The organism is Mycobacterium sp. pW045 (genome assembly GCF_041287085.1).
Taxonomy (GTDB): Bacteria; Actinomycetota; Actinomycetes; order Mycobacteriales; family Mycobacteriaceae; genus Mycobacterium; species Mycobacterium algericum_A.
Window position 1 is genome coordinate 137,252 of record NZ_JBGGKU010000006.1, and the last position, 26,119, is coordinate 163,370.

28 protein-coding genes, 1 tRNA gene and 2 pseudogenes are annotated in these 26,119 nt (G+C 65.0%); 18 read left to right on the forward strand and 13 right to left on the reverse strand.

All coding sequences use genetic code 11. The annotated features are described in order from the left end of the window. Positions 1-11: 11 nt before the first annotated feature. The gene (nth, locus tag ACAG20_RS11585; protein ID WP_370492756.1) at positions 12-692 is read right to left on the reverse strand and encodes an endonuclease III; all 681 of its coding nucleotides are present in this window, start codon (positions 690-692) and stop codon (positions 12-14) included. A gap of 132 nt (positions 693-824) precedes the next feature. Between nth and ACAG20_RS11590 the strand changes: the two genes are divergently transcribed. Together ACAG20_RS11590 and crp are read left to right on the forward strand one after the other, a co-directional pair. Further along, the gene (locus ACAG20_RS11590) at positions 825-965 is read left to right on the forward strand and encodes a hypothetical protein (protein ID WP_165606145.1); all 141 of its coding nucleotides are present in this window, start codon (positions 825-827) and stop codon (positions 963-965) included. A gap of 106 nt (positions 966-1,071) precedes the next feature. Next, complete coding sequence (gene crp / locus ACAG20_RS11595) at positions 1,072-1,746, forward strand: cAMP-activated global transcriptional regulator CRP (protein ID WP_013830875.1); 675 nt, start codon at positions 1,072-1,074, stop codon at positions 1,744-1,746. 71 nt (positions 1,747-1,817) lie between these two features. Here crp and ACAG20_RS11600 read toward each other — a convergent pair whose 3' ends face one another. The 3 genes from ACAG20_RS11600 to ACAG20_RS11610 are packed head-to-tail and all read right to left on the reverse strand — an operon-like array spanning position 1,818 to position 3,210. Further along, complete coding sequence (locus tag ACAG20_RS11600) at positions 1,818-2,594, reverse strand: MBL fold metallo-hydrolase (RefSeq protein WP_370492623.1); 777 nt, start codon at positions 2,592-2,594, stop codon at positions 1,818-1,820. Between the two features lie 2 nt (positions 2,595-2,596). Continuing rightward, positions 2,597-3,052, reverse strand: a complete 456-nt coding sequence (locus tag ACAG20_RS11605; protein ID WP_370492624.1) for a RidA family protein — start codon at positions 3,050-3,052, stop codon at positions 2,597-2,599. Continuing rightward, positions 3,049-3,210 carry a hypothetical protein gene (locus tag ACAG20_RS11610; protein WP_013830878.1) on the reverse strand — a complete coding sequence of 54 codons (162 nt, stop codon included), beginning with the start codon at positions 3,208-3,210 and terminating at the stop codon, positions 3,049-3,051. Before ACAG20_RS11610 ends, ACAG20_RS11605 begins: the two co-directional genes overlap by 4 nt. A 50-nt stretch (positions 3,211-3,260) precedes the next feature. Between ACAG20_RS11610 and ACAG20_RS11615 the strand changes: the two genes are divergently transcribed. Both ACAG20_RS11615 and ACAG20_RS11620 read left to right on the forward strand, forming a co-directional pair. After that, on the forward strand, positions 3,261-4,304 hold the full coding sequence (locus ACAG20_RS11615; RefSeq protein ID WP_370492625.1) for an ArsA family ATPase: 1,044 nt from the start codon (positions 3,261-3,263) through the stop codon (positions 4,302-4,304). Then, positions 4,301-5,452 carry an ArsA family ATPase gene (locus ACAG20_RS11620; RefSeq protein ID WP_370492626.1) on the forward strand — a complete coding sequence of 384 codons (1,152 nt, stop codon included), beginning with the start codon at positions 4,301-4,303 and terminating at the stop codon, positions 5,450-5,452. The genes ACAG20_RS11615 and ACAG20_RS11620 overlap by 4 nt, the downstream gene beginning before the upstream one ends. 38 nt (positions 5,453-5,490) lie before the next feature. Here the strand turns inward: ACAG20_RS11620 and ACAG20_RS11625 are convergent, their stop codons facing one another. Further along, positions 5,491-5,853 carry a WhiB family transcriptional regulator gene (locus ACAG20_RS11625; protein WP_370492627.1) on the reverse strand — a complete coding sequence of 121 codons (363 nt, stop codon included), beginning with the start codon at positions 5,851-5,853 and terminating at the stop codon, positions 5,491-5,493. A 354-nt stretch (positions 5,854-6,207) separates the two neighbouring features. On the opposite strand from ACAG20_RS11625, the gene ponA2 reads away from it, so the two are divergent. From ponA2 to ACAG20_RS11645, 4 genes and pseudogenes are all read left to right on the forward strand, one after another. Next, on the forward strand, positions 6,208-8,634 hold the full coding sequence (ponA2, locus tag ACAG20_RS11630; RefSeq protein WP_370492628.1) for a transglycosylase/D,D-transpeptidase PonA2: 2,427 nt from the start codon (positions 6,208-6,210) through the stop codon (positions 8,632-8,634). Positions 8,635-8,672: 38 nt separating this feature from the next. Continuing rightward, a complete protein-coding gene (locus tag ACAG20_RS11635; RefSeq protein ID WP_370492629.1) occupies positions 8,673-9,638 on the forward strand; it encodes a metallophosphoesterase in 966 nt (321 codons plus the stop codon). Between the two features lie 121 nt (positions 9,639-9,759). Further along, positions 9,760-9,882 (forward strand): annotated as a pseudogene (locus ACAG20_RS11640) (PLP-dependent cysteine synthase family protein); the annotation flags it as partial. Positions 9,883-10,168: 286 nt separating this feature from the next. Next, a tRNA-Pro gene (locus tag ACAG20_RS11645) sits at positions 10,169-10,242 on the forward strand. Between the two features lie 52 nt (positions 10,243-10,294). Here the strand turns inward: ACAG20_RS11645 and ACAG20_RS11650 are convergent. Next, positions 10,295-11,386 (reverse strand): site-specific integrase, encoded by a 1,092-nt coding sequence (locus ACAG20_RS11650; RefSeq protein WP_074243618.1) that lies wholly within the window; start codon positions 11,384-11,386, stop codon positions 10,295-10,297. Positions 11,387-11,629: 243 nt separating this feature from the next. Between ACAG20_RS11650 and ACAG20_RS11655 the strand changes: the two genes are divergently transcribed. From ACAG20_RS11655 to ACAG20_RS11680, 6 genes are all read left to right on the forward strand, one after another. Further along, positions 11,630-11,827, forward strand: a complete 198-nt coding sequence (locus ACAG20_RS11655; RefSeq protein ID WP_370492630.1) for a helix-turn-helix transcriptional regulator — start codon at positions 11,630-11,632, stop codon at positions 11,825-11,827. A 188-nt stretch (positions 11,828-12,015) separates the two neighbouring features. Beyond that, positions 12,016-13,545 carry an ATP-binding protein gene (locus ACAG20_RS11660; RefSeq protein ID WP_370492757.1) on the forward strand — a complete coding sequence of 510 codons (1,530 nt, stop codon included), beginning with the start codon at positions 12,016-12,018 and terminating at the stop codon, positions 13,543-13,545. Between the two features lie 79 nt (positions 13,546-13,624). Next, entirely contained in the window at positions 13,625-14,083 is a 459-nt protein-coding gene (locus ACAG20_RS11665) for a transposase (protein WP_370492631.1), read from the forward strand. Positions 14,084-14,301: 218 nt separating this feature from the next. Next, a complete protein-coding gene (locus tag ACAG20_RS11670; protein WP_370492632.1) occupies positions 14,302-15,138 on the forward strand; it encodes a TIGR04255 family protein in 837 nt (278 codons plus the stop codon). A gap of 122 nt (positions 15,139-15,260) precedes the next feature. Next, entirely contained in the window at positions 15,261-15,887 is a 627-nt protein-coding gene (locus tag ACAG20_RS11675; RefSeq protein WP_131830098.1) for a hypothetical protein, read from the forward strand. Positions 15,888-16,075: 188 nt separating this feature from the next. After that, on the forward strand, positions 16,076-16,765 hold the full coding sequence (locus ACAG20_RS11680; RefSeq protein ID WP_133052441.1) for a hypothetical protein: 690 nt from the start codon (positions 16,076-16,078) through the stop codon (positions 16,763-16,765). A gap of 308 nt (positions 16,766-17,073) precedes the next feature. Here the strand turns inward: ACAG20_RS11680 and ACAG20_RS11685 are convergent, their stop codons facing one another. Then, positions 17,074-17,871 carry a hypothetical protein gene (locus ACAG20_RS11685; protein WP_370492633.1) on the reverse strand — a complete coding sequence of 266 codons (798 nt, stop codon included), beginning with the start codon at positions 17,869-17,871 and terminating at the stop codon, positions 17,074-17,076. Between the two features lie 485 nt (positions 17,872-18,356). Beyond that, on the reverse strand, positions 18,357-19,049 hold the full coding sequence (locus ACAG20_RS11690) for a TetR/AcrR family transcriptional regulator (RefSeq protein WP_370492634.1): 693 nt from the start codon (positions 19,047-19,049) through the stop codon (positions 18,357-18,359). Between the two features lie 156 nt (positions 19,050-19,205). Between ACAG20_RS11690 and ACAG20_RS11695 the strand changes: the two genes are divergently transcribed. From ACAG20_RS11695 to ACAG20_RS11705, 3 genes and pseudogenes are all read left to right on the forward strand, one after another. Then, positions 19,206-19,664 (forward strand): PaaI family thioesterase, encoded by a 459-nt coding sequence (locus tag ACAG20_RS11695; RefSeq protein WP_208411447.1) that lies wholly within the window; start codon positions 19,206-19,208, stop codon positions 19,662-19,664. Beyond that, positions 19,661-20,332 (forward strand): TetR family transcriptional regulator, encoded by a 672-nt coding sequence (locus ACAG20_RS11700; RefSeq protein ID WP_370492635.1) that lies wholly within the window; start codon positions 19,661-19,663, stop codon positions 20,330-20,332. Before ACAG20_RS11695 ends, ACAG20_RS11700 begins: the two co-directional genes overlap by 4 nt. Before the next feature lie 75 nt (positions 20,333-20,407). Next, positions 20,408-20,871 (forward strand): annotated as a pseudogene (locus ACAG20_RS11705) (DUF6188 family protein). 47 nt (positions 20,872-20,918) lie between these two features. On the opposite strand, the gene ACAG20_RS11710 reads toward ACAG20_RS11705, so the two are convergent. Both ACAG20_RS11710 and ACAG20_RS11715 read right to left on the reverse strand, forming a co-directional pair. Further along, positions 20,919-21,968 carry an LLM class flavin-dependent oxidoreductase gene (locus ACAG20_RS11710; RefSeq protein ID WP_167163470.1) on the reverse strand — a complete coding sequence of 350 codons (1,050 nt, stop codon included), beginning with the start codon at positions 21,966-21,968 and terminating at the stop codon, positions 20,919-20,921. A gap of 181 nt (positions 21,969-22,149) precedes the next feature. Next, the gene (locus ACAG20_RS11715; RefSeq protein ID WP_167163471.1) at positions 22,150-22,533 is read right to left on the reverse strand and encodes a PaaI family thioesterase; all 384 of its coding nucleotides are present in this window, start codon (positions 22,531-22,533) and stop codon (positions 22,150-22,152) included. Here ACAG20_RS11715 and ACAG20_RS11720 point away from each other — a divergent pair. Then, complete coding sequence (locus tag ACAG20_RS11720) at positions 22,501-22,734, forward strand: hypothetical protein (protein WP_162291742.1); 234 nt, start codon at positions 22,501-22,503, stop codon at positions 22,732-22,734. The two genes, ACAG20_RS11715 and ACAG20_RS11720, sit on opposite strands and share 33 nt — an antisense overlap. 224 nt (positions 22,735-22,958) lie before the next feature. On the opposite strand, the gene ACAG20_RS11725 is transcribed toward ACAG20_RS11720, so the two are convergent. From ACAG20_RS11725 to ACAG20_RS11735, 3 genes are all read right to left on the reverse strand, one after another. Then, complete coding sequence (locus ACAG20_RS11725; protein WP_043985051.1) at positions 22,959-23,627, reverse strand: transglutaminase family protein; 669 nt, start codon at positions 23,625-23,627, stop codon at positions 22,959-22,961. Beyond that, positions 23,624-24,724: a BtrH N-terminal domain-containing protein gene (locus ACAG20_RS11730; RefSeq protein ID WP_067992202.1), complete on the reverse strand. Its 1,101-nt coding sequence runs from the start codon at positions 24,722-24,724 to the stop codon at positions 23,624-23,626. The genes ACAG20_RS11725 and ACAG20_RS11730 overlap by 4 nt, the downstream gene beginning before the upstream one ends. Positions 24,725-24,999: 275 nt before the next feature. After that, positions 25,000-26,106 carry an NDMA-dependent alcohol dehydrogenase gene (locus tag ACAG20_RS11735; RefSeq protein WP_067992199.1) on the reverse strand — a complete coding sequence of 369 codons (1,107 nt, stop codon included), beginning with the start codon at positions 26,104-26,106 and terminating at the stop codon, positions 25,000-25,002. Positions 26,107-26,119: the final 13 nt, after the last annotated feature.

Below are 26,119 nucleotides of genomic sequence, written 5' to 3' on the forward strand. Positions count from 1 at the left end.
GCATCAGGCCGCTACAGCCCGGCCAGGGCCAGCAGATGCTCGGTTTCGGGACCCCGGACCAGCGCGGCGGCCTCCATCGGATCGGTGGGCCCGAGCCCGAATGAGGGGCAGTCCCTGGCCAGCACGCACACGCCGCAGGCCGGTTTGCGAGAGTGACAGACCCGCCGGCCGTGGAAGATCACTCGGTGGGACAGCACCGTCCATTCCTTGCGCTCGATCAGTTCGCCGACCGCGTGCTCCACTTTGACCGGGTCCTCCTCGCGGGTCCAGTCCCACCGCCGCACCAGCCGCCCGAAGTGGGTGTCGACGGTGATGCCCGGGATCCCGAACGCGTTGCCCAGGATGACGTTGGCGGTCTTGCGGCCCACCCCGGGCAGCCGCACCAGTTCGTCCATGGTGTCGGGCAGTTCCCCGTCGTGGCGTTCGACCAGCGCCTGCCCCAGCTTGATCAGTGAGGTGGCCTTGTTGCGGTAGAAGCCGGTGGGCCGGATCAGCTCCTCCAACTCGGTGCGGTCGGCCTGCGCGTAGTCCAGCGCGGACGGGTAGCGGGCGAACAGCGCCGGCGTCGTGAGATTCACCCGCACGTCGGTACATTGGGCCGACAGCACCGTCGCGACGGCCAGCTCCAGCGGCGTGGTGAAGTCCAGCTCGCAGTGGGCATCCGGAAAGGCCTGCGCCAGAGTCCGATTCATTCGGCGAGCACGCCGTACCAACCCGATCCGGGTCTCCGTCCGCGCCGCGCGGGCGGCTTTGTCCACTGTCACCTCCGACAGGGTACTAATTTGTGACCGCAATGAGACCTTGCCCGGGTTTACTGTCACCTTGTGTCCTGGCTGCTGATCACCGCCATACCTGCGTTGCTGATGCTGGCAGCGGTGGGACTGGAGCGCATTGAGACCGGGTTGAGCCAGGTGGAGACGACGAATCCGCAGTTTCCCCGGACTCGGCGCGCCAATCGTGTGTAGCGTTGGCACGACGCTTGACGTTTGGCTCTAGACTCAGATGGCTGGCCCGGTAAAGGCTGGCGTCTGCGCGTTTCAAACCTTCATTCAAGAACATCTAAGGGGCAACGTGGACGAGATCCTGGCGAGGGCCGGAATCTTCCAGGGAGTTGAGCCCAGCGCCGTCGCCGCGCTGACCAAGCAGCTTCAGCCCGTGGACTTTCCGCGCGGACACACGGTGTTCGCCGAAGGAGAGCCCGGCGATCGGCTGTACATCATCGTCTCCGGGAAAGTGAAGATCGGCCGGCGGTCGCCCGACGGCCGAGAGAACCTGCTGACCATCATGGGACCGTCGGACATGTTCGGCGAGCTGTCGATCTTCGACCCCGGCCCGCGGACCTCCAGCGCGACCACCATCACCGAGGTGCGGGCGGTCTCGATGGACCGCGACGCGCTGCGGTCGTGGATCTCCGACCGGCCCGAGATCGCCGAGCAGCTGCTGCGGGTGCTGGCGCGCCGGCTGCGCCGCACCAACAACAACCTCGCCGACCTGATCTTTACCGACGTGCCCGGCCGGGTTGCCAAGCAGCTGCTGCAGCTGGCGCAGCGGTTCGGCACCCAGGAGGGCGGCGCCCTGCGGGTCACCCACGACCTGACGCAAGAGGAGATCGCCCAGCTGGTGGGGGCCTCGCGGGAGACGGTGAACAAGGCGCTGGCCGACTTCGCCCACCGCGGCTGGATCCGGCTGGAGGGCAAGAGCGTGCTGATCTCCGACTCCGAGCGGCTGGCGCGGCGGGCCCGCTAGTTACGCCGAGGCTGTCGTTAGCGCGGAAAAGTACGAGTAGCGGCCGCGCTAACAACAGGCTCGCGGCGAAACTAACGCCGTAGGAAGTCCAGTTGGGCCTGCACCGACCATTCGGCGGCGTCCCACAACTCCTCGTCGACGTCGGTGTAGACGTGTTCGACAACCTGACGTGCAGTAGCGTCGTCGCCCAGCGCCGCCAACGCCGAGCGCACCTGATCGAGTCGCTGCTCGCGGTGCGCCAGATACCCGGCCGCCACCGCGTCGATGTTCGGCAGCTCCGGCCCGTGCCCGGGCAACACGGTGCGCTCGCCCAGGCCGCGCAGCCGGTGTAGTGAGTCCAGGTAGTGCGCCAGATCGCCGTCTTCGGTGTCGATCACGGTGGTGCCGCGACCCAGCACGGTGTCGGCGGTCAGCACCGCATCGTCGAGCACGAATGACAGCGAGTCCGCGGTGTGCCCCGGAGTGGCGAACACGGTGATGCGCAGCCCCGCCGCCTCGATCACCTGGCCGTCGACCAGGCCGCCGCCGAGCCGGCGCTGGAATCCGCTGCCCGCGGAATACACCGGCACCCCCAGCGCGTCGGCCAGCTTGTCGATGCCGTCGGTGTGGTCGAAGTGGCGGTGGCTGATCAGCACCAGCGCGACCTTGCCGAGCTCGGCGAGCCGGCCGATGTGCTCGTCGTCGTCCGGGCCGGGGTCGACGATCACCACCTCGTCGCTACGCGGACCGCGCAGCACCCAGGTGTTGGTGCCCTCCAGGGTCATCAGGCCGGGGTTGTCGGCCAGCAGCACCGACGCGGTCTCGGTGACCGGTCGCAGCCGACCGTAGGCGGGATGACTCAGCGACACACCTATCCGATTTCCACGATCAACTCGACTTCGACCGGCGCGTCCAGCGGCAACGCCGAGACTCCGACGGCCGAGCGGGCATGCGCACCGGCCTCCCCGAACACCTCCCCGAGCAGCTCGGAGGCACCGTTGACCACGCCGGGCTGCCCGTTGAAGGTCGGTGCGGAGGCCACGAACCCGACCACCTTGACCACCCGGGTCACCGCGTCGAGCCCGACGAGGGCATCCACGGCGGCCAGCGCGTTGAGCGCACAGATCCGGGCCAGCGCGTGCCCCTCCTCGGGACTGACCTCGGCGCCGACCTTGCCGCTGCGGGCCAGCTTGCCGCCGGTCATCGGCAGTTGACCGGAGGTGTAGACCAGGTCGCCGGTCCGCACCGCCGGAACGTAGGCCGCCAACGGTGCGGCCGTCTCGGGCAGTTCGATCCCGAGTTCGCTCAGCCGCCCCCGCCAGCTCATTTCGGGCGCTTCAGGAAGGCGATGAGCTGCTCACCGGAGGGCCCGGGGAGCACCGAGACCAGCTCCCAGCCGTCCTCGCCCCACTGGTCGAGAATCTGCTTGGTGGCGTGCGTGATCAGCGGGACATTGGCGTACTCCCACGCGGTGCGTTCGCTCATAGCAGCGAGCTTATCGTTAGCCCGGGCAAGCGCTTGGTTAGCATGCAGTGGTGACAGCCTCACCGGGGAAGGACGGCGCGCAGGCGCCGACAGGCACGAGTCCCATCGGCTGGCCTTCGCGATTGACGAGGGCCCGGCTCCATTTCGTGACCGGTAAGGGCGGTACCGGCAAATCGACCGTGGCCGCCGCGCTGGCGTTGTCGCTGGCGGCCGGCGGGCGCCGGGTACTACTGGTGGAAGTCGAAGAGCGCCAAGGGATTGCGCAACTGTTCGACGTGCCACCGCTGCCCATTGACCCGCTCAAGGTCGCGACCGCCGAAGACGGCGGGCAGGTCGACGCGCTGGCGATGGACATCGAGGCCGCGTTCCTGGAATACCTCGACCTGTTCTACAACCTGGGTATCGCCGGCCGGGCCATGCGCCGCGTCGGCGCGGTCGAATTCGCCACCACCATCGCCCCGGGCCTGCGCGACGTCATCCTCACCGGCAAGATCAAGTACCACGTGATCCAGACCGACAAGAACAACAAGCCGGTCTACGACGCGATCGTGGTGGACGCGCCGCCGACCGGCCGGATCGCCCGGTTCCTCGACGTCACCAAAGCGGTGTCACAGCTGGCCAAGGGCGGCCCGGTGCACTCGCAGGCCGACGGCGTGGTGAAACTGCTGCACTCCGATCAGACCGCGATCCACCTGGTGACGCTGCTGGAGGCGTTGCCGATGCAGGAGACCCTCGAGGCTATCGAGGAGCTGCGGGAGCTGGACTTGCCCATCGGCAGCGTGATCGTCAACCGCGACATCCCGGCGCATCTGGAACCCGACGACCTGGCCAAGGCCGCCGAGGGAGTCGTCGACGCCGACGCGGTCCGCGCCGGCCTGACCGCGGCCGGCATCACGCTGTCCGACGACGACTTCGCCGGCCTGCTGACCGAGACCATCCAGCACGCCACCCGCATCAACGCCCGGACGGAGACGGCCGAGCAGCTGGAGCAGTTGGACGTGCCGCGGCTGCACCTGCCGACGATCACCGACGGGGTCGACCTCGGCAGTCTTTATGAGCTATCCGAGATTCTCGGCCGACAGGGGGTTCGATGACACCCGAAACGACCGGCAAGCCGGCGGCGCTGGACATGGCCGCCATCCTGGCCGACACCGCCAACCGCGTGGTGGTGTGCTGCGGCGCCGGCGGCGTCGGCAAGACCACCACCGCCGCCGCGATGGCACTGCGTGCCGCCGAATACGGCCGCACCGTGGTGGTGTTGACCATCGACCCGGCCCGGCGGCTAGCGCAGGCGCTGGGCATCGACGATCTGGGCAACAGCCCACAGCGGGTGCCGTTGGCACCGGAGGTGCCCGGCGAGCTGCACGCGATGATGCTCGACATGCGCCGCACCTTCGACGAGATGGTGGTCCAGTACTCCGGCCCGGAGCGGGCGGAGGCCATTTTGAGCAACCAGTTCTACCAAACCGTCGCCACCTCGCTGTCGGGCACGCAGGAGTACATGGCGATGGAGAAGCTCGGCCAGCTGCTCGCCGAGGACCGCTGGGATCTGGTGGTGGTCGACACCCCGCCGTCCCGCAACGCCCTGGACTTCCTGGACGCGCCGAAGCGGCTGGGCAGCTTCATGGACAGCCGGCTGTGGAAGCTGTTGCTGGGTCCCGGGCGCGGCATAGGCAAGCTGGTGGCGGGTGCGCTCGGCTTGGCAATGAAAGCGCTGTCGACCGTGCTCGGCTCGCAGATGCTCTCGGATGCGGCCAACTTCGTTCAGTCCCTCGACGCCACGTTCGGTGGGTTCCGGGAGAAGGCCGACCGCACCTACGATCTGCTCAAGCGGCGCGGCACCCAGTTCGTGGTGGTGTCAGCGGCCGAGCCCGACGCGCTGCGCGAGGCGTCGTTCTTCGTGGACCGGCTCGCAGGTGAGCACATGCCGCTGGCGGGACTGGTCCTCAACCGGACCCACCCGATGCTGTGCGAGCTGCCCATCGAGCGCGCCATCGACGGCATCGAAACGCTGCAACAGGCCCCGAGCGAGTCGCTCTCCGACGGGGCGAAGGCGCTGGCCACCGCGGTACTGCGGATTCACGCCGAACGCGGTGCCACCGCCAAGCGTGAGATCCGGCTGCTGTCCCGCTTCACCCGGGCCAACCCGCGGGTTCCCATCGTCGGGGTGCCCTCGCTACCGTTCGACGTCTCCGATCTGGAAGCACTCAGCGCCATCGCCGACCAGCTGACGGCGAAGTAGACGCAAAGAAGACTCAGTCGCGTTTCAGCCGGCGCCGCTTACCCGGCGTCACGCTGTTTGCGCTGGGCGACGAAGTAGTCGCGCCAGGAGGTCACCTCCGGGTGCTGCTTGAGCAGCGCCCGCCGTTGCCGCTCGGTCATGCCGCCCCACACGCCGAACTCGACCCGGTTGTCCAGGGCGTCGGCCAGGCATTCCAGCACCACCGGGCAGTGTCGGCAGATCACCGCGGCCTTGCGCTGTGCAGCACCGCGTACGAACAGCTCATCCGGGTCGGCGCTGCGGCACAGCGCCTTGGAGACCCAGGCGATCCTGCTCTCGTCCTGCACGCCGCGCAGGACGGTACGGGAGGCCGGTGTCGCCGGTGGCTTGGTCTTTTGAACCGCTGGCCGTGTAAGAGACACTGACGATCCTCCGTCCCGGCCGCCCCAGCAGCCACCTATTCAGTACCTTCGATATCAGCGTCGACCCAGCCATTGCGATCTGCGCCACATCGTGTCATGAGTGTTACCTGAATCGCACTCGATGTCCAAGTTAGGTGGTCAGGTGGCATTCGCGCAACTGGTAGAGACCCACTTTTTTGGGACAACCGTGCCGTCCGATCATGATCTGCACGGTGCCGGGCCGCTGCGAACGGTCTCGACTCGTCGTTTTCCGGGCGCCGCGGACCGGCCCCGGATCCAGCGCTGACCCCCGGCGTCGGGGTCTGCTGGGGACTTCAGTGAGCCTCACCCGGTACCGGCGTTAGTGTGTTAGCCATGTCGGAGCGTCCCCCGACCGGCCCAACCGTGCTCAAACTGGCCGGGTGTTGTTTGCTCGCCGCCGTGCTGCTCGCGGCGCTGCTGTTCCCGGTCGCCGGGGGTATCGGTCTGATGTCCAACCGCGCCTCCGACGTGGTCGCCAACGGCTCGGCCCAGTTGGTCGGCGGCGACGTCCCGGCGGTGACGACGATGGTCGACGCCAAGGGCAACACCATCGCCTGGCTGTACTCCCAGCGCCGGTTCGAGGTTCCCAGCGACAAGATCGCCGACACCATGAAGCTGGCGATCGTCTCCATCGAAGACAAGCGGTTCGCCGAACACAGCGGCGTGGACTGGAAGGGCACGCTTACCGGGTTGGCCGGCTATGCCTCCGGTGACCTCGACACCCGCGGCGGGTCCACCCTCGAGCAGCAGTACATCAAGAACTACCAACTGCTGGTGCTGGCCCAGACCGACGCCGAGAAGCGCGCCGCGATCGAGACCACCCCGGCGCGCAAGCTCCGCGAGATCCGGATGGCGCTCACCCTGGACCGCACCTTCACCAAACCGCAGATCCTGACCCGCTACCTGAACCTGGTGTCGTTCGGCAACAACTCCTTCGGCATCCAGGACGCCGCCCAGACCTACTTCGGCGTCGACGCCTCGGAGCTGAACTGGCAGCAGTCGGCGATGCTGGCCGGGATGGTGCAGTCGACCAGCGCGTTGAACCCCTACACCAATCCGGAGGGCGCGCTGGCGCGGCGGAACCTGGTGCTGGACACCATGATCGAGAATCTTCCCGACCAGGCCGACGCGCTGCGGGCGGCCAAGGAGGAACCGCTGGGCATCCTGCCGCAGCCCAACGAGCTGCCGCGGGGCTGCATCGCGGCCGGCGACCGGGCGTTCTTCTGCGACTACGTGCAGGAGTACCTGGCTCGCGCCGGCATCAGCAAGGAACAGGTGGCTCGCGGCGGCTACGTCATCCACACCACGCTGGACCCCGACGTGCAGGGCTCGGTCAAGCAGGCGATTGACAGTTTCGCCAACCCGAACGTGCAGGGCATCGCCAGCGTGATGAGCGTGATCAAGCCCGGCCCCGACGCGCACCCGGTGCTGGCGATGGCCAGCAACCGCACCTACGGGCTCAACGGCGACATCGGCGAAACCATGCGCCCGCAACCGTTCTCGCTGGTCGGTGACGGCGCCGGGTCGATCTTCAAGACGTTCACGGTGGCCGCGGCACTCGAGATGGGCATGGGCATCAGCGCCGAACTCGACGTGCCGGGCCGGTTCCAGACCAAGGGCATGGGCTCAGGCGGCGCCAAGGGGTGCCCCAAGGAGACCTGGTGCGTGGTGAACGTCGCGCCCTACCGGTCGCCGATGAACGTCTCCACCGCACTGGCCACCTCGCCCAACACCGCGTTCGCCAAACTGATCTCGCAGGTCGGGGTGGGACGCACCGTCGACATGGCGATCAAACTGGGGCTGCGCTCCTACGCCGATCCCGGTACCGCCCGCGACTACGACCCGGACAGCAACGAGAGCCTGGCCGACTTCGTCAAGCGGCAGAACCTCGGGTCGTTCACGCTGGGCCCGATCGAGGTCAACGCGCTGGAGCTGTCCAATGTCGCCGCGACCCTGGCCTCCGGCGGTGTCTGGTGCCCACCGAACCCGATCGACAAGGTCTTCGACCGCAACGGCAACGAGGTGGCCGTCACCACCGAGACCTGTGAACGGGTGGTTCCCGAAGGCCTGGCCAACACGCTGGCCAATGCGCTGGGCAAGGACATCGCCGGCGGCGGCACCGCAGCACCGGCGGCGGGTTCGGTGGGCTGGGACCTGCCGATGGCCGGCAAGACCGGTACCACCGAGGCCCACCGGTCGTCGGGTTTTTTGGGCTTCACCAACCGCTACGCGGCGGCCAACTACATCTTCGACGACTCCAGTTCACCGTCGGACCTGTGCTCGTTCCCGCTGCGGCACTGCGGGGACGGCGACCTGTTCGGCGGCAACGAGCCGGCCCGGACCTGGTTCGCAGCGATGAAGCCGATCGCCACCGACTTCGGTGACGTCATCATGCCGCCGACCGATCCCCGTTACGTCGACGGCGGCCCCAACTCGCGGGTGCCCAGCGTCGTCGGCCTGGACGTCGACGCCGCACGCCAGCGGCTCAAGGAAGTCGGGTTCCAGGTCGCCGAGCAACCGAACTGGGTCAACAGCAGCGCCCGCTCCGGAGCGGTGGTGGGCACCTCGCCGAGCGGACAGACCATTCCCGGCTCGATCGTGACCATCGAGGTCAGCAATGGCATCCCGCCGCCACCGCCACCGCCGCCGGAGGGCCTGCCGGCACCGGTGGGTTCGACGGTGGTGGAGATTCCCGGGTTGCCGCCGATCACCATTCCGCTGCTGCCGCCGCCGGCGCCGGGGCAGCCGTTGCCGCCGTAACCGCGGAGCCGCTGACGAGGCGCAGTAGTCTGAAACGCATGGCTCCATCACCCGCCCTGACCCGGTCCCTGGTCGCCGCATCGGCTGCGCTCGGACCGGCGGCCCTGGCCGTCGGCTACGGCGCGGTCATCGAACGCAACGCCTTCGTGGTGCGTGAGGCGACGATGCCGGTACTGGCGCCGGGTTCGTCACCGCTGCGGTTGCTGCACATCAGCGACATCCACATGCGCCCCGGCCAGCGCCGCAAGCAGGCCTGGCTGCGCGAGCTGGTCCGGCTGGAACCGGACCTGGTGGTCAACACCGGTGACAACCTGGCCCACCCGAAGGCGGTGCCGGCGGTGGTGCAGGCGCTCGGTGATCTGCTCTCGGTGCCCGGCGTGTTCGTCTTCGGCAGCAACGACTACTTCGGGCCGCGGCTGAAGAACCCGGCGAAATACCTGACCAAGCCCACGCATCGCATCTACGGCACGCCGCTGCCGTGGCAGGACCTGCGGGCGGCGTTCACCGAGCGGGGCTGGCTGGACCTGACCCACAACCGTCGGGAGTTCGACGTGGCCGGGCAGCGGATCGCCGCGGCCGGTGTGGATGACCCGCACATCGAACGGGACCGCTACGACACCATCGCCGGCCCGGCCGACCCGACCGCCGCACTGCGGCTGGGGCTGACGCATTCGCCCGAGCCGCGGGTGCTCGACCGCTTCGCCGCCGACGGCTACCAATTGGTGATGGCCGGCCACACCCACGGCGGGCAGCTGTGCCTGCCGTTCTACGGCGCGCTGGTGACCAACTGCGGCCTGGATCGCTCCCGGGCCAAGGGACCGTCGCAGTGGGGCGGCCATATGCGCCTGCACGTCTCGGCGGGTATCGGCACCTCGCCGTTCGCGCCGGTGCGCTTCGCGTGCCGTCCGGAGGCAACCCTGCTGACCCTGGTGCCCGCACCGACCGGCGGCGATGACTCGCGGCTCACTCGCGGCTCCTGGGAGCCGTCCGTGTCGGCTCGCTGAGCGGGCGGGGCGCCGACCACGGGCATCCACGCCGCCGGGCCGACAACGCGATCCGGCTGATCGAGGCCGACACCCGGCTGCTGCGCTACCCGCTGCCCTCGGCGTGGGCCACCGAATGTGCGGCGACCGCTACGCCGACACCTACTTCAGCGACGACTGGCCGGCACAGCAAGGGCTGGACCCGAGGGGGGCCGCGGTGGCGCCGTCTGAGTTCGAGCGATCCGGCCGCTTCGGGTTCGGGTGAGTCTGTTCTTCGACGTTGTCGGGGTTGGTGGCCACCAGCCACAGCGCAGCCAGCGTGAAGAAACCCGCATACACCGCTCCGCCCAACAGTGTCATGATCCGACTCCCTTGCACAGCGTTAGTTATTAGCCAGTCTGCCTAGTTTTGGCGGTGTTTGCAGCTTCCCGCGCCGGATTGTGGGGTGTTTCATGCTGCGCCGACGGAGTGACCTGTGTCCCGCAATCGGCTTCTGGGCAGTGCGTTTGGGTAGCTGCCGGAGCGGTGCGATACGCTGTCGTGGCTTCACACGGGGTGTGGCGCAGCTTGGTAGCGTGCTTCGTTCGGGACGAAGAGGTCGTGGGTTCGAATCCCGCCACCCCGACTCGTGTGATCGCAGGTAGAGGCCCTGACCGGGAATTCCGGTCGGGGCCTTCTTACTTCCCAGTCCGCAGCTGGTCCGCAGTGGCTGCCAGAGACCGCATTCGCGCGGCATCTAGTGCAACTGAAACTTGCTCCAGGTCGTCGGGGAACAGGTCGGCATACGTATCCAGGGTCAAGACCGCAGAAGCGTGTCCCAGCATCGTCTGAACAGCCTTGACGTTGGCCCCGGCGCTGATCGACAAGGACGCTGCCGTATGACGAAGGTCGTGAGGCGTGACGGTGGGATACGCCGGGTCTGCTTCCTGAAGCCGTTGGACAGCCATGTTGAACACCCGCGGCCGCCACGTCGACACTCGCAACAATGCTCCGCCGGGTGACGTGAACACCAAATCGTCTCGTCGCTTGCCGATCATGATCGCGGCCAGCGGATCAGCAAGGAACGCAGGGAAGGGCACCGAGCGACGCTCGTGGGATTTGGGTGACGACCACACCACACGTCCCTTGACCTCGGCGACCGCCTCACGGATATTTACCCTCCGGCGGAGCATGTCGAAGGACTCCACCCGTAGCGCTGCCATCTCGCCCCAGCGCAGCCCGGTGTAGGCCAGGAATCGAACAACAACGGCGTACTCGCCGACCTCGCGGGCCAGAAGCTCCACCTGCTGGTGTGTCAGGTAGCCCCGCGCTCGGTGCTGTCGTCGCGGCGACTTCACTCCTGTGCACGGATTGCGGGGGATCCGTCGATCGTCGACGGCCATCTCCAAGATCTGCCTCAGGACGCTGAGCGCGTTCTCGATGGTGGCCGGTTTGGCTCCGCCCGCCGCCAATTGCTGCACCCACGCCCTGATATCCGACGATTGCACGTCGGCTACAGCGACCGCGGCCCACCGGCCTTCGACGTAGCCCGACCAGGCGAATGCGCGTGTCGCAACCGTCGTCTCCTTCAAATGACCCTGTGTGCCAAGCCATTTCCCATGCAGCTCACGGACGGTGATGCGCCCGGCTTTCGGCGCGACATAGGTGCCGATCGTCTGAGCGGCCGTGATCTCATTGAGAAAGGCCTGAGCGTCCACCTTGCGGTCGAACGAACGCGTGTTCTCCCCGCCTTGATCGTCGACGTAACGGGCCAACCAGCGGCGGCCCATACCGCTACGTGCGGTGGGGCTCCCGTCTGATCGACGCCACCGGTCCTCGACACCAGCCCGACGGTTTCGTCGCTGCAAGTCGACCACCTCCTACCGCCAGTTTCACACCGACCACCGACAGCCGACGAAAGCGTTCGGCTGGAGTCAATTTGTAGGCGAAGTTGAGGGTACTGGTGGACAAATGCAGGGCGCCACCACCACCGTTGGATTCGTTGACAGAACCCACTATTGAGGAGCAGCTACATGGATCTACTGAGTGCCAAACAGGTTTCAGACATCATCGGCGTTCCCGTTGGAACTCTCCGCTACTGGCGCCACTGCGACATCGGACCGGCCAGTTTCACCTTGGGCCGCCGAGTCGTCTACCGGCGCGACGAAGTGCTGCGATGGATCTCGGAGCAAGAAACCGCAACCCGGCGCGGAGGCGGAGACGCCGCGTGAGATCCGCAAATGAGAAAGACCCCGGGTCCTAGCCGAGGTCTTTCATTCGAACCACCCGATCGCTCAACCGGAGGACTCCTCATGAGAATAACCTGCCATGCCCGCCTTCAGAAGCTTCGTAGGCGGGAAAAGCATTGAGTGCCAGGGCCGAGACCGACAAAAAGTCCGTTGCCGTTCGGCTGGTGGAGATGGCCCAAGAGCGATATTGCCTCGGCGTCTCCGAGGACGGTGAACCCTTCGGCGCCGAACGCACGCGGCCGCACCTGGCGATGCTGCTACGCGCCGGCAAGGCCGGCCTGCGAGCCGAACTCGCCTCGCGCTACTTCCGCGACACCGGCACTGTCGCCGGCGGCCAGGCACTCACTGACGCCACGTTGATCCTCGAAGGCATGGCCGCCAGCCAGGCTCCGGAGAAGTTGCACCTGCGCGTCGCAGAACTGGACGGTATCAACTACATCGATACCGGACTACCCAACGGCCAGGTGATTCGTATCCGACAGGGCCGGTGGACGCTGACCGAGCGGGCACCTGTGCGCTTTCTACGCACCAAGTTGACCGGAGCGATGCCGCTGCCGGCTCAGGGCGGGGATATCGAGAAGCTCTGGGATTTCGTCAACGTCGACTTCGAAGACCGACCGGTCCTCCTCGCTGCCCTCATTGCCGCTCTTGTCCAGACCGACGTCCCACACCCGATCTTGGCGCTGTTCGCCGAGCAGGGCAGCGCCAAGAGCACAACCACGCGCATGCTGGTCGATCTCATCGACCCGTCACCGGTTCCCCTACGGCAGGCACCGCGTGATTCCGATTCGTGGGTCACTGCGGCGTCCGGGTCGTGGGTTGTTGCCTTGGACAATCTGTCGACGATTCCGCCCTGGTTGTCGGATTCCCTGTGCCGTGCCGCCACAGGCGACGGCAACGTCAAACGGGCGTTGTACACGGACTCCGATCTCGCGGTGATCAAATTCCGGCGGTGCGTCATCATCAACGGCATCGACGTCGGCGCAGTGCGACCCGACCTCGCGGAGCGACTGGCGACAGTCGACCTGCGACGCATTGATCGCCACATGCGACAACCGGAAGCCACGATGCGACAACAGTGGCGCACGGCTCTACCAGGCATTTTGGGCGGGCTTCTTGATCTGGCCGCCGTGGTTCATCAACGGCTGGAAACCATTTCGGTCGACGTGTCGCCACGGATGGCGGACTTCAGTCGCACGCTGGCGGCCGTTGACGAGATTCTGTCGACCCATGGCTTCCGGCGTTACTTGTCACGCGCCAGTCAACTCTCCGAGGACAGCCTGTCCGCCGACCCGTTCATCGAACAGCTAAGGCTGCACATCCGGGAACCACTCATCGGAAAGTCCGGCGGCGACCTGCTGGCGACAGTCACGCCGACCGGCGACACCTGGCGCAGACCAAAGGAGTGGCCTCGGAACGGCCGGGATGTCACAGCCGTCCTGCGACGGCACGCACCTGCGCTCCGGAGTCTGGGTTGGGCGATCGAAGACGATGGCGCTCGAAATCATCGGAACGTGCTGCTGTGGACCATCTATCCGCCCTACAAAGATGTGTCGGCCAAACAACCCTCGCAATCCTCGCGTCCCTCGCGCATTTCGGCTCCGCGTGAGCTGTCGTCCTTTGTTCAAGATCTGCCGGCGCCCCGCCAGACCATCCCGAACAAGCATTCGGGCGACAATCTCGACGTCGAGGCCTCATGACCGCGCTCGTCGTCACGGCTGCGCCGGACCTTTCGGGCACAATCAGCACCACGTCCCTCTACGTGAGGAGTTGGTGTCCGTGAGCGCGCAATTCGAGGCGATCGCCCAGGCGGTCATCCACGACTGGCCTGACTACGGGTGGTCCGGCCGATTGGAGGCGGCCATCAAGCAGCTGTATCTGTCAGAACTTACTTATCCGGCAACATGGTCCAGCGACCGTTGCGAGGAGTTCGCAGAGAGCCACGCCGGCGACGACGCGCTCCTTCTCACCAGCTCACTGGACGACCTCATCGATACCGTCACAGATTGCTATGTGCGCGATCACGGAGTTCTCCCCCATGGTGACGATTCAGCTCTGTTACTTACAGCGGCGCGTCGGGACGTGCTCGACGAGCTGGAGCTCCGGTTCGCGGCTGACCTACCTGCCGAGATCGCCGCGTTGACAGCCCACGGTGTTGGAAGGGCAAATGGCTCTCTGACGGCGTGCGGGCCGGCCCAACGGCGGCAGAGCAGCACACTGCGCCTAAGCCGTCCTTAGGTAGGTTCCGTTTTGCGGCGGCACCATCCGCTTCGAAATGGCCTTTCGCACTCCCGTGTCGACAGACGAGATGCGATCGAGCGGCGCATAGATCCCTTGAAGCCGCGTTCGCTATTTCCGGACCGGGGGCCGCTGCCTCTCCTGCTCCTCATCTCTGACGATAGCGCCTACACTTGTCGGTAGGTGCATCTAAGGTGCATCTCTATGGACAGGACAGTATGACCATCGATCCACACACACTTCGCCCAGCTGAGGACGTTCCATTGGGGGGGCTGCCCTCGGCCGATCCGACCCTGCTCGGAAACGCTCCCCTCGAAGTCGCAGTGATCGAGATCCGGTATACCGCCCGTACCGACGAGATCACACCGGAGGTCGCCGCTACTTTCCGGGACGACCTTGTGGAGAACACGGGGGTGGACTTCCCGAGCATTCAACCCACCGTCCAACAGCAGATGAGGATCGACTTCGGGGCCAACGGCGTTTCCCAGGTGGCAGCGGAGTCCAGTGGGTGGCAAATTGCTTCCGCGGACGGAGCACACGTCACGCTCATGCCCGACATCCTGATCATGCAGGTCAACCGCTACGAGCGATGGCGTACCAGCATGAAGGCTCCGCTAACCGTTCTAGTCGAATCTCTCGGACGGTTAGTCAAGCCATCGTTGGTGCACCGCATCGGTCTGCGGTACGTCGACCGCTTCCATGACAGTGGGTTCAACTCTGCAGAGGCTTGGCGTGGCCGGATCGACGACACCCTTCTGGGCCCTGTGCTTAACCCAGTGTTCGGCGGCAGTGTTCGAGGTGCTCAACAGCAGGTGGAGATCCGGCTTGATGATCATCACGGCGCGTTGCTGCGGCATGGACCAGTTCGCGATGATTCGGGCAAGTGCGTGCAGTATCTACTCGATACGGACGTGTTCCGCCACTCCTCATTCACGTTCGACGTGCGAGAGGTCGTCATCTCAGCGGAGCGGCTGAACCGCACTTCGTTGTCACTTTTTCAGGCGTCGGTTACCGATACCTACCTGAAAGAGCTTCGAGAAGGGAGCGCGAAATGACGATCATGGAGCAGCAGCCGACCGGCTCCCGCGTGCTCCGGTCACCTTCCTGGGCCCGAGCACAAAAGGGCCTGTACCCGGCCCCTTGCGAGGACGGACTCTGGTCCAGCACGTTCGTGGAGATGAGTTCATCGCCGGGGTTGCGGGATGTCGTCGCGCATTTCTCTGGAGCCCTCGACCCGTGCGGATGGGATCAGGTTCGCGTCGAAGTTTTCAAGAGTCTCGACGGGCAGATGAACCTTCCGGGCTCGGCGCTGTGGTTGACGATGCCGTATACATTCATCGATACGGTGCTGTCCGACGAGCAACAGATCGACGAGACGGTCGACGTTCTTGATGCCTTCGAACGAATCCGAGCCGAACTGGGCCTAACGCAGAAGGAGATGTTCAAGGCCACCGGCATCAACAAGCGCACGTTCCACTCGTGGGCGGCAAAGCCCCCCGCCAGCCGGCCCCGTGTAGCCAGCTTGGGTGGACTGTGGGAGTTGGCGGACGCCGTCGACGACCTCCGCAGCACACTGGACCAGCCGATGAACAGGTGGCTGCGTGCCGACAAGAAGCGAGCCTCCGCACTACTCGACGGCCGGTTCGACGACCTCGTTGACCTGGCTGTGGATCGGACGCCGTTCCCTCGGCGAGAGATCGGCACTTCGGTATACGAGGGGATCGCCGAACACGTCGAGACACCGATCATTCGAACCGGTGGTCCGGTGGTGACCGAGAACGTCGAGGACGGATTCGCCCGGTGACTATTGATCGACTCCTGCCGGAGCGATGGCCCCCGCACACGCTTCTCGCTCTGGAGCGGTGGCGGCAAGGGCATCTTCTCCCGATGGATCGCGGCGCATGGATCGTCCCAGCGTGGGTAGATGACCCTGTAACCGGAGAACCCGCTGCCGATGGAGCGTTGGGTGAGGTGCGTGCTCGGTCAGCACCATTGAGCGACAGCGGGTATGCCGCGGTGGTGTCACAGACCTGCGACATTGCGGGCGGTCCCGGGATGCGGCATCCGCTGGTGCAGGCATGCCCGGTACGCGACATCTCAGTCTTTTCGACGGAGAAGGTCCAGCAGATCAAAGACCATCAGCTCTCCGACTACGTCTGGCTAAGTGAGCCTCCGGTTCCTGGAGCGGTTTGGGCCGTGGACCTGCGCGCGATCGTTCCGGTCAGCAAGGGTTTGCTCGCTGCGCAGGAACCGGTCGTGGGGTTCGCCTCGATTGAGGACGAGCTCATTCTCGGACAGCGCCTTGCCAGCAAACTTGGCCGGCCTGCTGTGCACGATGCGCTTGCCGGTCCGGTATTCGAAGCTCTGCGCAAACTCATTTCGAAGGCGAAGAAGTCGCAGGACTGGTGCGATGACGTCGAACAGCTTCGTTTGGAGATCGTCGAGGGGACCACACTGTATCCGAAGCGTGTGCGACTACTCGTGCTGACAGACGTCCGCTTCGGACCGTCGGAGAAGAAACCGCTTCGCGACGAATGGAAGTCCCATCGGAAGTCATTGAACGCCGCCGGGATTACTTGGGAACCAATCCATTTCCTCACGGTCGACAAATGCCCCGTGCGACTCTATCGCGCGTCGGTACCCATCGAAGCGCCGACTCTCGAGCGCGGACGGTTTGCATAGACCCACTCGGGGTGTCCGCCTCACCAATCGCACAGCTGATTTCGGACAGGGTGGCCCCACGTACCTATCGAAGCACGCCGCGGTCCGCTCCCGGCCGGATCGCGGAGTCAGAAGGCAGGTTACGAGCGACTGCGCTCACTGGCGACGGATCCGCCCTAGGGCGCTCGGCAACGCCGATGCCGATGTTGCGCAGGACGCACATCGATTGCCTGGCGGGTTATCTGCCACGTGACCCAGGTTACGCAGCGCGCATCACGCGGGCACAACGGGCGTTGACGACCAGATGATCGATACGGTTGCTGAGCCGTTCAGGCGCGATACGGATAAACAGCTTTGGCGAGATCACGCGCCGCCGTCAGAGTCGCTCGGTCGAGGTCCTTGTGCCGTGCCCGTTCCGTGAGCCTCGCTAGCAGCGTGCACAGCGCCCGCTCGTCCCGGGAGGCAATGTCTGCGGCGTCGAGCGCGCTGACAGGGACAGGAGCCGGTGAATCTTCAGGCGTCAGGGCGAGGTCGGTCGCGGAACCGGCCCTCGGCACCTCGACGACGCGGATCGGCGTTCCGTGGCGCTCGGCAGCCATGCGTGCAGCAGATGAGTCGCGCCGACACGTGTCCGAGCAGTAGAGCCGGCGGCGTCCGCGACGTGGCCTGTCTTCAGGATCCATCATCAACACATCGCATCGCACGCACCGCGGCCACTCCGTGTCCACACGAGCGTCGCGCCATGCATCAGCGCGCGCAGCCGGTTGCTTCTTAACGGTTTTCGCCGCCTTGCTGCGCAGCAGCGCGCGTATCTCTCTGACATCAACACCGACCAGCTCGGCGATAGCCGCCAACGTCGCGCCACGTTCCCGCATGTCCTTGATCGATGCACAGGCTTCCGCGTAATAGCGGCTGCGCCTGCGCTGCGCCTCCGCCTCCGCTTGCTGGCGAGACTGCGCGACGCGACGGGCCTGCCATTCGTCCACATCCTGCAGGCGTCCGATCAACGCCCGAACGGCGGTCGCGTCATCGGCGTTGGCACGGTCATGCTGCGCTCGCACTTCGTTCGCTCGGCGTTGCGCCTCGACGGCGCGACGACGCGCCTCCAGTTTCGACACAGCAGTCATGTCGACAACCTACGAAGCAACACGAGGTTTGGTCCACGACCACAGCCACATTCGTCTCAGTTCCGCGCGTCGCTCAGCGTCACTTCCGATGGCGCGCCCCGGCCGCTGTCGTCACTGCCGAGTAACCCGCCCCGCTTGCCACCAAGCCATCCCTGCCAGCCAGTTCCTCCATTCACCACACACCTGTTGCACTCTGGGGCCAGCACGATCACTTTTCGTCGGACGATAAACAGGCATCGATCCGCAATGCCATTGACGAAAGTGCTACGGGGTCTCAACGCGAGCAACCGTACTGCGAACGCTGAGGTGGTTCAGGTCGCCTGGCCCGACATAGTCGTCGTGGGCATGCCTGCGATCTGCGTGCACGGCCCCTAGCGAGTGACGGCGAAGATTTCGCCGGTGCCATCGCCGACGTGACTGGAGTGCAGAGGAAAGTTCAAAGACCAGCCAGACTGGGCGCAGTGAAACTCGTTGTGGCTAGAGGGCTAAGCGAGCGGTCGCCCTGCACGCAGACTCGCGGCCTTCACCCGCTTGGTCTCGCCATCGCCATCGTCGCTCTTGCGGTGGGCGGCGAGAAAGCCATCGACGAGGTTCTCGCAGTCGTCGTGAGTGATGGCGCGAATGCCGGTCATCCGGGCAAACGCCAGTGGGCCGACCAGTTGGCACAGCGCCAGTTCTCGGTCGAAGTTCTCCAACTCGGCTTGCGCCTTCGGGCTAGAGAGTATGGCGTCGAACGGTTGCCGGTACTGGTCGACGACTCGGGCCCGCAACGCTCCGGATGTGTGTCGATCATCGGCTTCGTTCGTCGGGCCGGTGGGACCAAGGGACAGCCATGCCAGCGTCGTGACATGCAGTGGCGCGTCGTTGAAAAGAGCGGCTTGGCGGCTTAGCAATTCGATCAACTGGTCACGCAGAGGGCCGCTGGTCGGTGTTGGAGTTGCCACCTGTGGAAGCAGTCGCTCGAACGTGGCTGCGAGCAGGTGCGACGAACTTTGGAAATGGCGGTAAAGCGTGGTTCTGGCCACTTTGGACGCTTTGGTGACGGCATCGATCGTGACGGCTTCCACGCCGCCAGTGCTCAGAAGGGTCGCGGCTGCATCCAGCAGTCGATTTCGGGACCGGATTCGCCGCGGGTCCACGTCATCGTCAGGGACCGGCGCTGGCTGACTGTCGCTCACTCAATTCACCTCGGCGGTCGATTTCACGCGATGCTGTCCTGTCAGTCTAGCATTGTGGTACTAACGGTATCGAAGCGAAACCGATAGTATTGGAGCGTGATTGTGCCGGAAAGCGCGTCGCTGCCGAAGCGGTTACCTTCGCACACGACAACGTGCATGGGTTGCGGCCCCGACAATCCCCACGGACTGCAGTTGGTGGTGCACCGCAGCGGCGACGCGGTGTACTCCGACGTGATTTTCGACGAGCGCCACATCGGGGCTCCTGGGCTGGCCCATGGCGGAGCAGTTGCGGCGGCGTGCGATGACGTCTTGGGATTCACATTGTGGATCGCCGGCACACCAGCGGTGACTCGCAGCCTGACAGTGGAGTATCTGCGGCCGGTACCTCTGCATCAACCCCACAGGATCACCGCCCACATCCGGTCCCGCGAAGGACGGGCTCTGCACGTCATGGCGACGGGCACTGATTCCGATGGGGCCAACCGCTTCACCGCCACTGCGGTATTTGTCGCGGTCAGCACGGATCACTTCGCTGCGCACGGCGATGTCAGTGCTTTTGGCGGCCTTCTCGAACAGTTCTCACGTCACGGCGGCCTCGACGACGGGCGATCATGACGCTCCCCCTTTCTCGCAGCCATGGCAAAACCCGACCGCTGGAGGCAAATTCAGCCGGGGGCCGGACGCGGACCGCTGTAGCGCCCGCCTCGCATTCATCCACCCAGCGCCGGGAAGCGATTCTGGACGCGGCCCTGCTCGTGGCCACGTCAGGTGGCCATGAGGCGGTTCAGATGCGGTCGGTCGCCGAGCGGGCCGGTATCGCCGTCGGCACGCTCTACCGCCACTTCCCGGCGAAAACCAACTTGTTGGTGGCGGCGCTGACGCGCGAGTTTCGCCGACTCAACTCGGCCGACGACTGGGCTAGCGGTGACGGCACGCCACTGGAACGGCTCGAACGTCTCACCACACACCTACATGACCGCTGGCAGCGCGACCCCTGGCTGACATCAGCCATGACACGAGCCTTCGCCGTTGCAGACACCCGGGCAGCCGCAGAACTAGACAGCGCCGCCGCCGAGATTCAGACCCTGCTGGCCCGCACGCTCAGGGGCGGCGAACCGACTCCCGCCGATCTACACATCGCCGCGATCATCTCCGACGTCTGGCTGGCCAACCTCGTGGCCTTCAGTGGCCACCGAGCGTCGGCCGCCGATACCCGCGAACGCATCGACCTAGCCACTCGGCGCGTGGTGACCAGCCGCGCACGGCCCGCGGAAACCGCATAACGATACTTCTAGTATCGCAGCGCTACCTGAAGTACCCTTAAGGCGAGACTCGATGATGCGTCGAAGGAGATTGCCATGTACACCCAATGGATCGAAAACTGTGTCGTACAACGCGTCTCCGTGCGCGACGGCCTGGTCCTGGACCTGGACGACTACAACGAGATTGTCATCTCGTGCCCCTTGCTGCTGACACTGCCTGCGGTCGACCGGTATCCCGTAGAAGCGGTGCGCATCGATCCACTCAAGATCGCGACAGACGAACGCCCGTTGTTGAACCTCGCCGGCGCGGTGTGCACTCAAGCCTGGTCCGGCGACGATGGAGGGCTACACCTGAGGTTCTCGCGTGGACACAGCATCGACGTCGACCCCGATTCCGAGGAAACGGCATGGGAGTTGTACGGCAAGCGCCACGGCTACATGGATGCCTATCCCGGGGGCGGGTACGCGTGGTTCGCCACGACCTCCCCGACAGCGACGACGCCAACATCGTCAACAACGCCGCACAACTGTCGGCGGGGTCGGCGCGACAGACGCACTAAATGCGACCGCGGACGGGGACGGGTCAACTTCGGCGGCAATGCGTGGATCAGATTGAACGTGGACCGGACTGCCCTGGCGACATCGAGGCGGGCGAGCATTCCCGAATGATGCTGTCGAGGTTTTGCTGCACGCGCTCGGGAGCGATGCCAACCGATGGTGAATACAGCATGATGTGGTCCAGGACGCCGTCGTAGCGGCTCAGTTGTTCACGGACCTCGTCTGCCGTCCCGGCGACACCCATGGTGTCGATCATCTCCTCCGACACCGCGGCGAACATCGCCGGGAAATCGCGCTGGGCGAATGCTTCCCGGATGGTTCGGCCTTCGCTGGCGAAGCCGTTTACATCGAGTACCGTCTCGTACGATTTGACCGAGGAGTAGAACGCAATCTGCTGCGCCAGTTCGCGCCTCGCAACCTCGGCGTCGTCGTGAATGGCGCACATCACCATGGAAATGATTTCCACGTCATTGGGGTCGCGGCCCGTGTGCGCGGCACCCCGGGCGATAGCGGGCCGGACGATCTCCTCTACGTAGGTGGTCGTGAACAGGGGATGTCCGGCCAGGCCGTCGGCCACCCGCCCGGCCGCCTCGCACATCCGGGGCCGAACACCGGCAGTGACGATCGGGATCGCCCGGCTGGAGGGTCCCACGTCGCCGGTCGGGGTGAGATTCATTCTGTAGAAACGGCCCTCGTGATGGATCGGGCCTTGATGCAGGTTCCATATCCGGCGCAGCAGCATCACGAGTTCTTCCATCCGCAGTGCGGGTGCGGAGGTGTCGGGCACGCCGTGCCAGTCGCTCATCATCCGTTTGGTGCCGTTGCCGATGCCCAGCACCAGTCGTCCGTTGGAGAGTTCGTCGAGGTCGCGCGCCTCGGTGGCCAGCACCAGGGGGCTTCGGCCGACGCCGTAGAGAATGGAGGAACCGATCCGGCAGTTCTGTGTGCGGTTGGCCATCGCGGCCATGGAGATTGATCCCGACCGGGAGTAGAACTCCGAGGCCCATACGGCGTCGAACCCGGCCGCGTCGGCGGCCTGTGCGGTCTGGGCCAGTGACTTCAAATCCGCGCCGAGAACCGACAGGCCGTAGGTGCTCATGACCGGTCTCCTGTGCGCGGGCGCGGCCCGTCGAATATGACGGTGCTGACCCGTGGCCGCCGTCTGGTGGAGGTGATCCTCGGCGACCAGGTACATGAGTGCGTTGATGGTGTTTGCGTCGAGCGGGGTAAGAGACGTGGAACGCGCGCGGCCAGCCGTGCGCCACCTCCAAGGCTGGTGCTCAGCATCTTCCCTCCCTGGGTGACCGCACAATGCAGGGTGTCGAAGTAGCCTTCTGTATGGAACTAGTGAAGTGCGCCATCGTGACGACGACGAATAACCCTGAGGCGGACGCGACTAGCTGACCGGTAGTCTCCTCGCGCAATTCTGTCCGGACTTCGAGTTTCCGGCCGGTCTTGGACACCAGCTCGGCGCTGACCTCGTAGGGGACCCCCAGCAACACCGGCGCGTAGAACTCGGTATCGAACTTGCGGGTGACGGCCATCTCACCGACGACGTACAGCAACATGCCCACCATGTCGTCGAGTACGGTCATGACTGCGCCGCCATGTGCGATACCGGGTGCGCCGCGATGTCTGCCGTCGAAGATATGCCTGGCACCCACCCCGTCGCCATGCCGACGCGCTCGCAGGCGATGACCGTGCGGATTGTCTGTGCCGCAACCAAGGCACCACGGGTGGTGCGCATCAAGGTAGTCGCCGTCGGCGGCGACAGCACGATTCTGAAAGCTATGCCACCATGCGATGGCCGAATCTTCTTCCGCTTGCTCTTCGATGACGAAACCCTCCTAAATAGACCCTCGTAGCGCGTGGTTCACCACACGACTGAAGAATTGCGCCGGCGTCGACTGGGCTGATCGCCGGTAGATATGTATGTAGGACTCGTTAGCCCGCCGAGATCATCGCTGCGACACACCTTCCGATTAGGACACTGTCGGCTATCTGGTCCTGCCCGTAATCCCTTGGACTGCAGTGTATTCATAGCCGGCCAGATCGCGTCACAATGAACTGGCACACAGTCCGCAGCGCCTCACAACTCCTGGGAGAAGGCGTCACGCTGGGCTCCAGCGCCAGCCATGAGCGGGCCGTACCGGTGATGCAACTCTGTAACGATGTCGGTGAAGGGGAGATCGTGGTACCAACCGCGGTCGTTGAGGTACTCCATGTGTTGGCTTCCCCCACCGTCGTAGGCATGGAGGAGCGCATCGGTGTGGCCGTCGAAGTCGATCGGAGGTACACCGAATCGCGCGCAGAGCTCGGCATTGAACGCCGGAGTGGCCTTCACCCAGCGGTTGTTGAGTTGTAATTCGCTATATCCGTGGTAGACGAACACGTCGGTACCTCCCATCCGGGCACGCAATGTGGTGGTCTGCAGATGGTTGCGCACGTCCGCGAATCCGAGCCGGGCCGGAATGCCCGCCGCACGAGCTGCCGCGGTCAGCAGCACCGCCTTCGGTATGCAATACGCCCTCGACGCTGTCGCTACATAGCTCGCCCGATAATGCTCGGGATCGTCGTCGGTGCTATAGGGATCGTACCAAATCCTGTCCCGCACAGCGGTGAAGATCAACCTCGCCTTCTGCACAGGGTCACGAACGTCACCGACCGCGTCCTCGGTGAAGCGCTGTACATCGTCGTGCTGCCAATCGAGGAACCCAGTTGTCTCCAGGAAACTCGATTCGTTTGAAGTGTCGCTCACAGATAGCCTTTCAGATAAGCCTCGAGGCCGGTATCGACAGTGCCAACGGATCGACTGGCCGTTTCGAGGGCTTCGACGAGGCGTGTTTCGGAGTCCGGGATCGTCGCGGCGATTTTGGCCGCAGCGAGACTACGACTCCGTAGCGATGTGCCGGCATCGGTGGCTGCGGCCGCAAGCTCAGACCACGCTTGGGAAGCGTGTCGGGCCGCGGCCGCCGCTTCGGCTGCGGCGGCGTCCCCGAGGAGATCGGCGATATTCTGGCAACCTTGTGCTTGCAGCATACGAAAGAGCCCGCCACCGGTTCCGGCTTTCTCGATGAACGCCCCGAGCCCGAACAATGCCGCGGTCAGGGCGTCGTCATCAAACACCGTTGGCCAATGCCGTACGTCATCGGCGAACTCCTGCACACCCTTCAAACCGGAAGCCTCGACTTCAGCTGCCTCGATGCGCAGTAGCGGCGCACCTACGGCACCGCCGCGCATGAAAGCTGCGCTCGCGGCTAATGCAGTGGCGGCAATCGGCCCAAGGTCGGGCACTCGCTCCGGCCAGTCGACGTGATATGTGGTGTGCCGGGTCGGTGTAGGGAACCCTACCGAGGACCGCGCCCGGCGCAGGTCGTCATAAGCCACCGTTTGGGTGGTCTCGCGGTCATTATCGACCACATAGGCAACCCCTTGTTCGTCATCATATCCGGTGATGACGATGTCGTGACGGCTCATGTGCAATCGGACGCGCAGGTAAGGAAGTTCGCCGATGTCAGCCCAGACCATGACGGGTCGGCCCTTGTCGACTTCGTCGGTAACAAATGACCATCCCACGTCTGCGTCATCGGTCGATCGCACTACGCAGTTTGCACCAACTCGGGAGAGGTAGTCTTTTTCCAGGTCGCTTCCTCGTCCTACTAGGTAGATCTGGGGAAACAATTGCGTAGAGCGGACGTACGAGAAGTCCAAGGCTCCGCCGAGGGTGAAGACCAATCCTTCACTGAGTGTTTCTGTCCCCCATCCTAGTTGTGCCCATTCAGTAAGGTCACGCAGCGCACCGGAACCACAGTGCCCTCCTCTCCTGTGGGGATAGGGAATTTCAATCCTCGCCATCGCCGCTTCCTCTCTTGTCCAATAGCACTGTTAAGACTCATCGAAAGCTACGTTCCATCAAGGCGTCGCGGCTGGCGGTAGGTGCCAGAACTGGTCGACCGCAGCCAATCTCACCCGCGCAGCTCGACCGCCTATGACTATGGGAAACATTGCCTTCTTTCGATCGCTATCCCGCATCAAAGCGTCAACGGTGAGAGCCCCTGACCCGCAGCATCGCCATCGTTGTACTGAGCTCGCTTGGTGCCGTTTTGCGCTCCCCTGCTTTCGGTGCTCTGTCAGAATCGGATGAGTCCTCGGATGTTGCGGCCTGACCGCATGTCGTCGTAGCCCTCATTGATCTCATCGAGGGTGTACTCACGGGTGATCAGCTCGTCGAGTTTGAGTTGTCCGGAGTTGTAGAGTTCGACGAGCCGCGGGATGTCGTGGGCGGCGTTGGACGAGCCGTAGAGGGCACCGCGGATCTGCTTTTCATACAGCGTTAATTCCAGCAGCGAGCCCGACATCGACGTGTCTTCGGGGTGTCCGATCGCGGTAATGACCACACGGCCGCGTTTACCGACCAGTGATAGCGCCTCAGCGGTGTAGGCCCCTTCGGCGACGTCGGTGGTCAAGACGCAGACGTCGGCGAGTTTGCCACGGGTGATGTCGCTGATCAGTGACCAGGCCTCATCGATGGTGGCAACGGCATGCGTCGCGCCGAAACCGCCAGCTTGTTCGCGCTTGAACTCCACTGGGTCGACAGCCACGATGGTCAACGCGCCAGCGATGCGGGCGCCTTGGATCGCATTCATGCCGATGCCGCCGGCGCCGATCACGACCACGGTATCCCCGGCGCGCACGTCACCGGTGCGTACCGCCGAGCCGTAACCGGTCGTGACACCGCAACCGATCAAGGCCGCCTTGTCCAACGGTGTCCCGTGGTCAACCTTGACCAAGGAGGCCTTCGGCACCACGGTGTATTCCGAGAACGTGCCCAGCAAGCACATCTGGCCGACATCCTCGCCGCGGGCATGGAAGCGGTAGGTGCCGTCGATCTGGGGTCCCATCATGATCGCCGCACCCATGTCGCACAGGTTTCCCATCCCGCGCGCGCAGTAAGAGCAGTGCCCGCAAGACGGCAGGAACGTCAGGATGACCGAATCGCCCTCGGCCAGGTCCTCGACACCTGCACCCACCTCGACCACGGTGCCGGCGCCTTCATGACCACCGACGACGGGCAGCGGAAACGGCAGATCACCGGTCACCAGGTGTTCGTCTGAATGGCACAACCCGCTGGCGGTCAACCGGACCAGCACTTCATCCGCACCGGGCGGATCCAGCTCGATCTCATCAACCTCCCACTTCTCTCCCAAGCCCCAGAGCACGGCAGCGCGTGTTTTCATGTGTGTCCTCTCC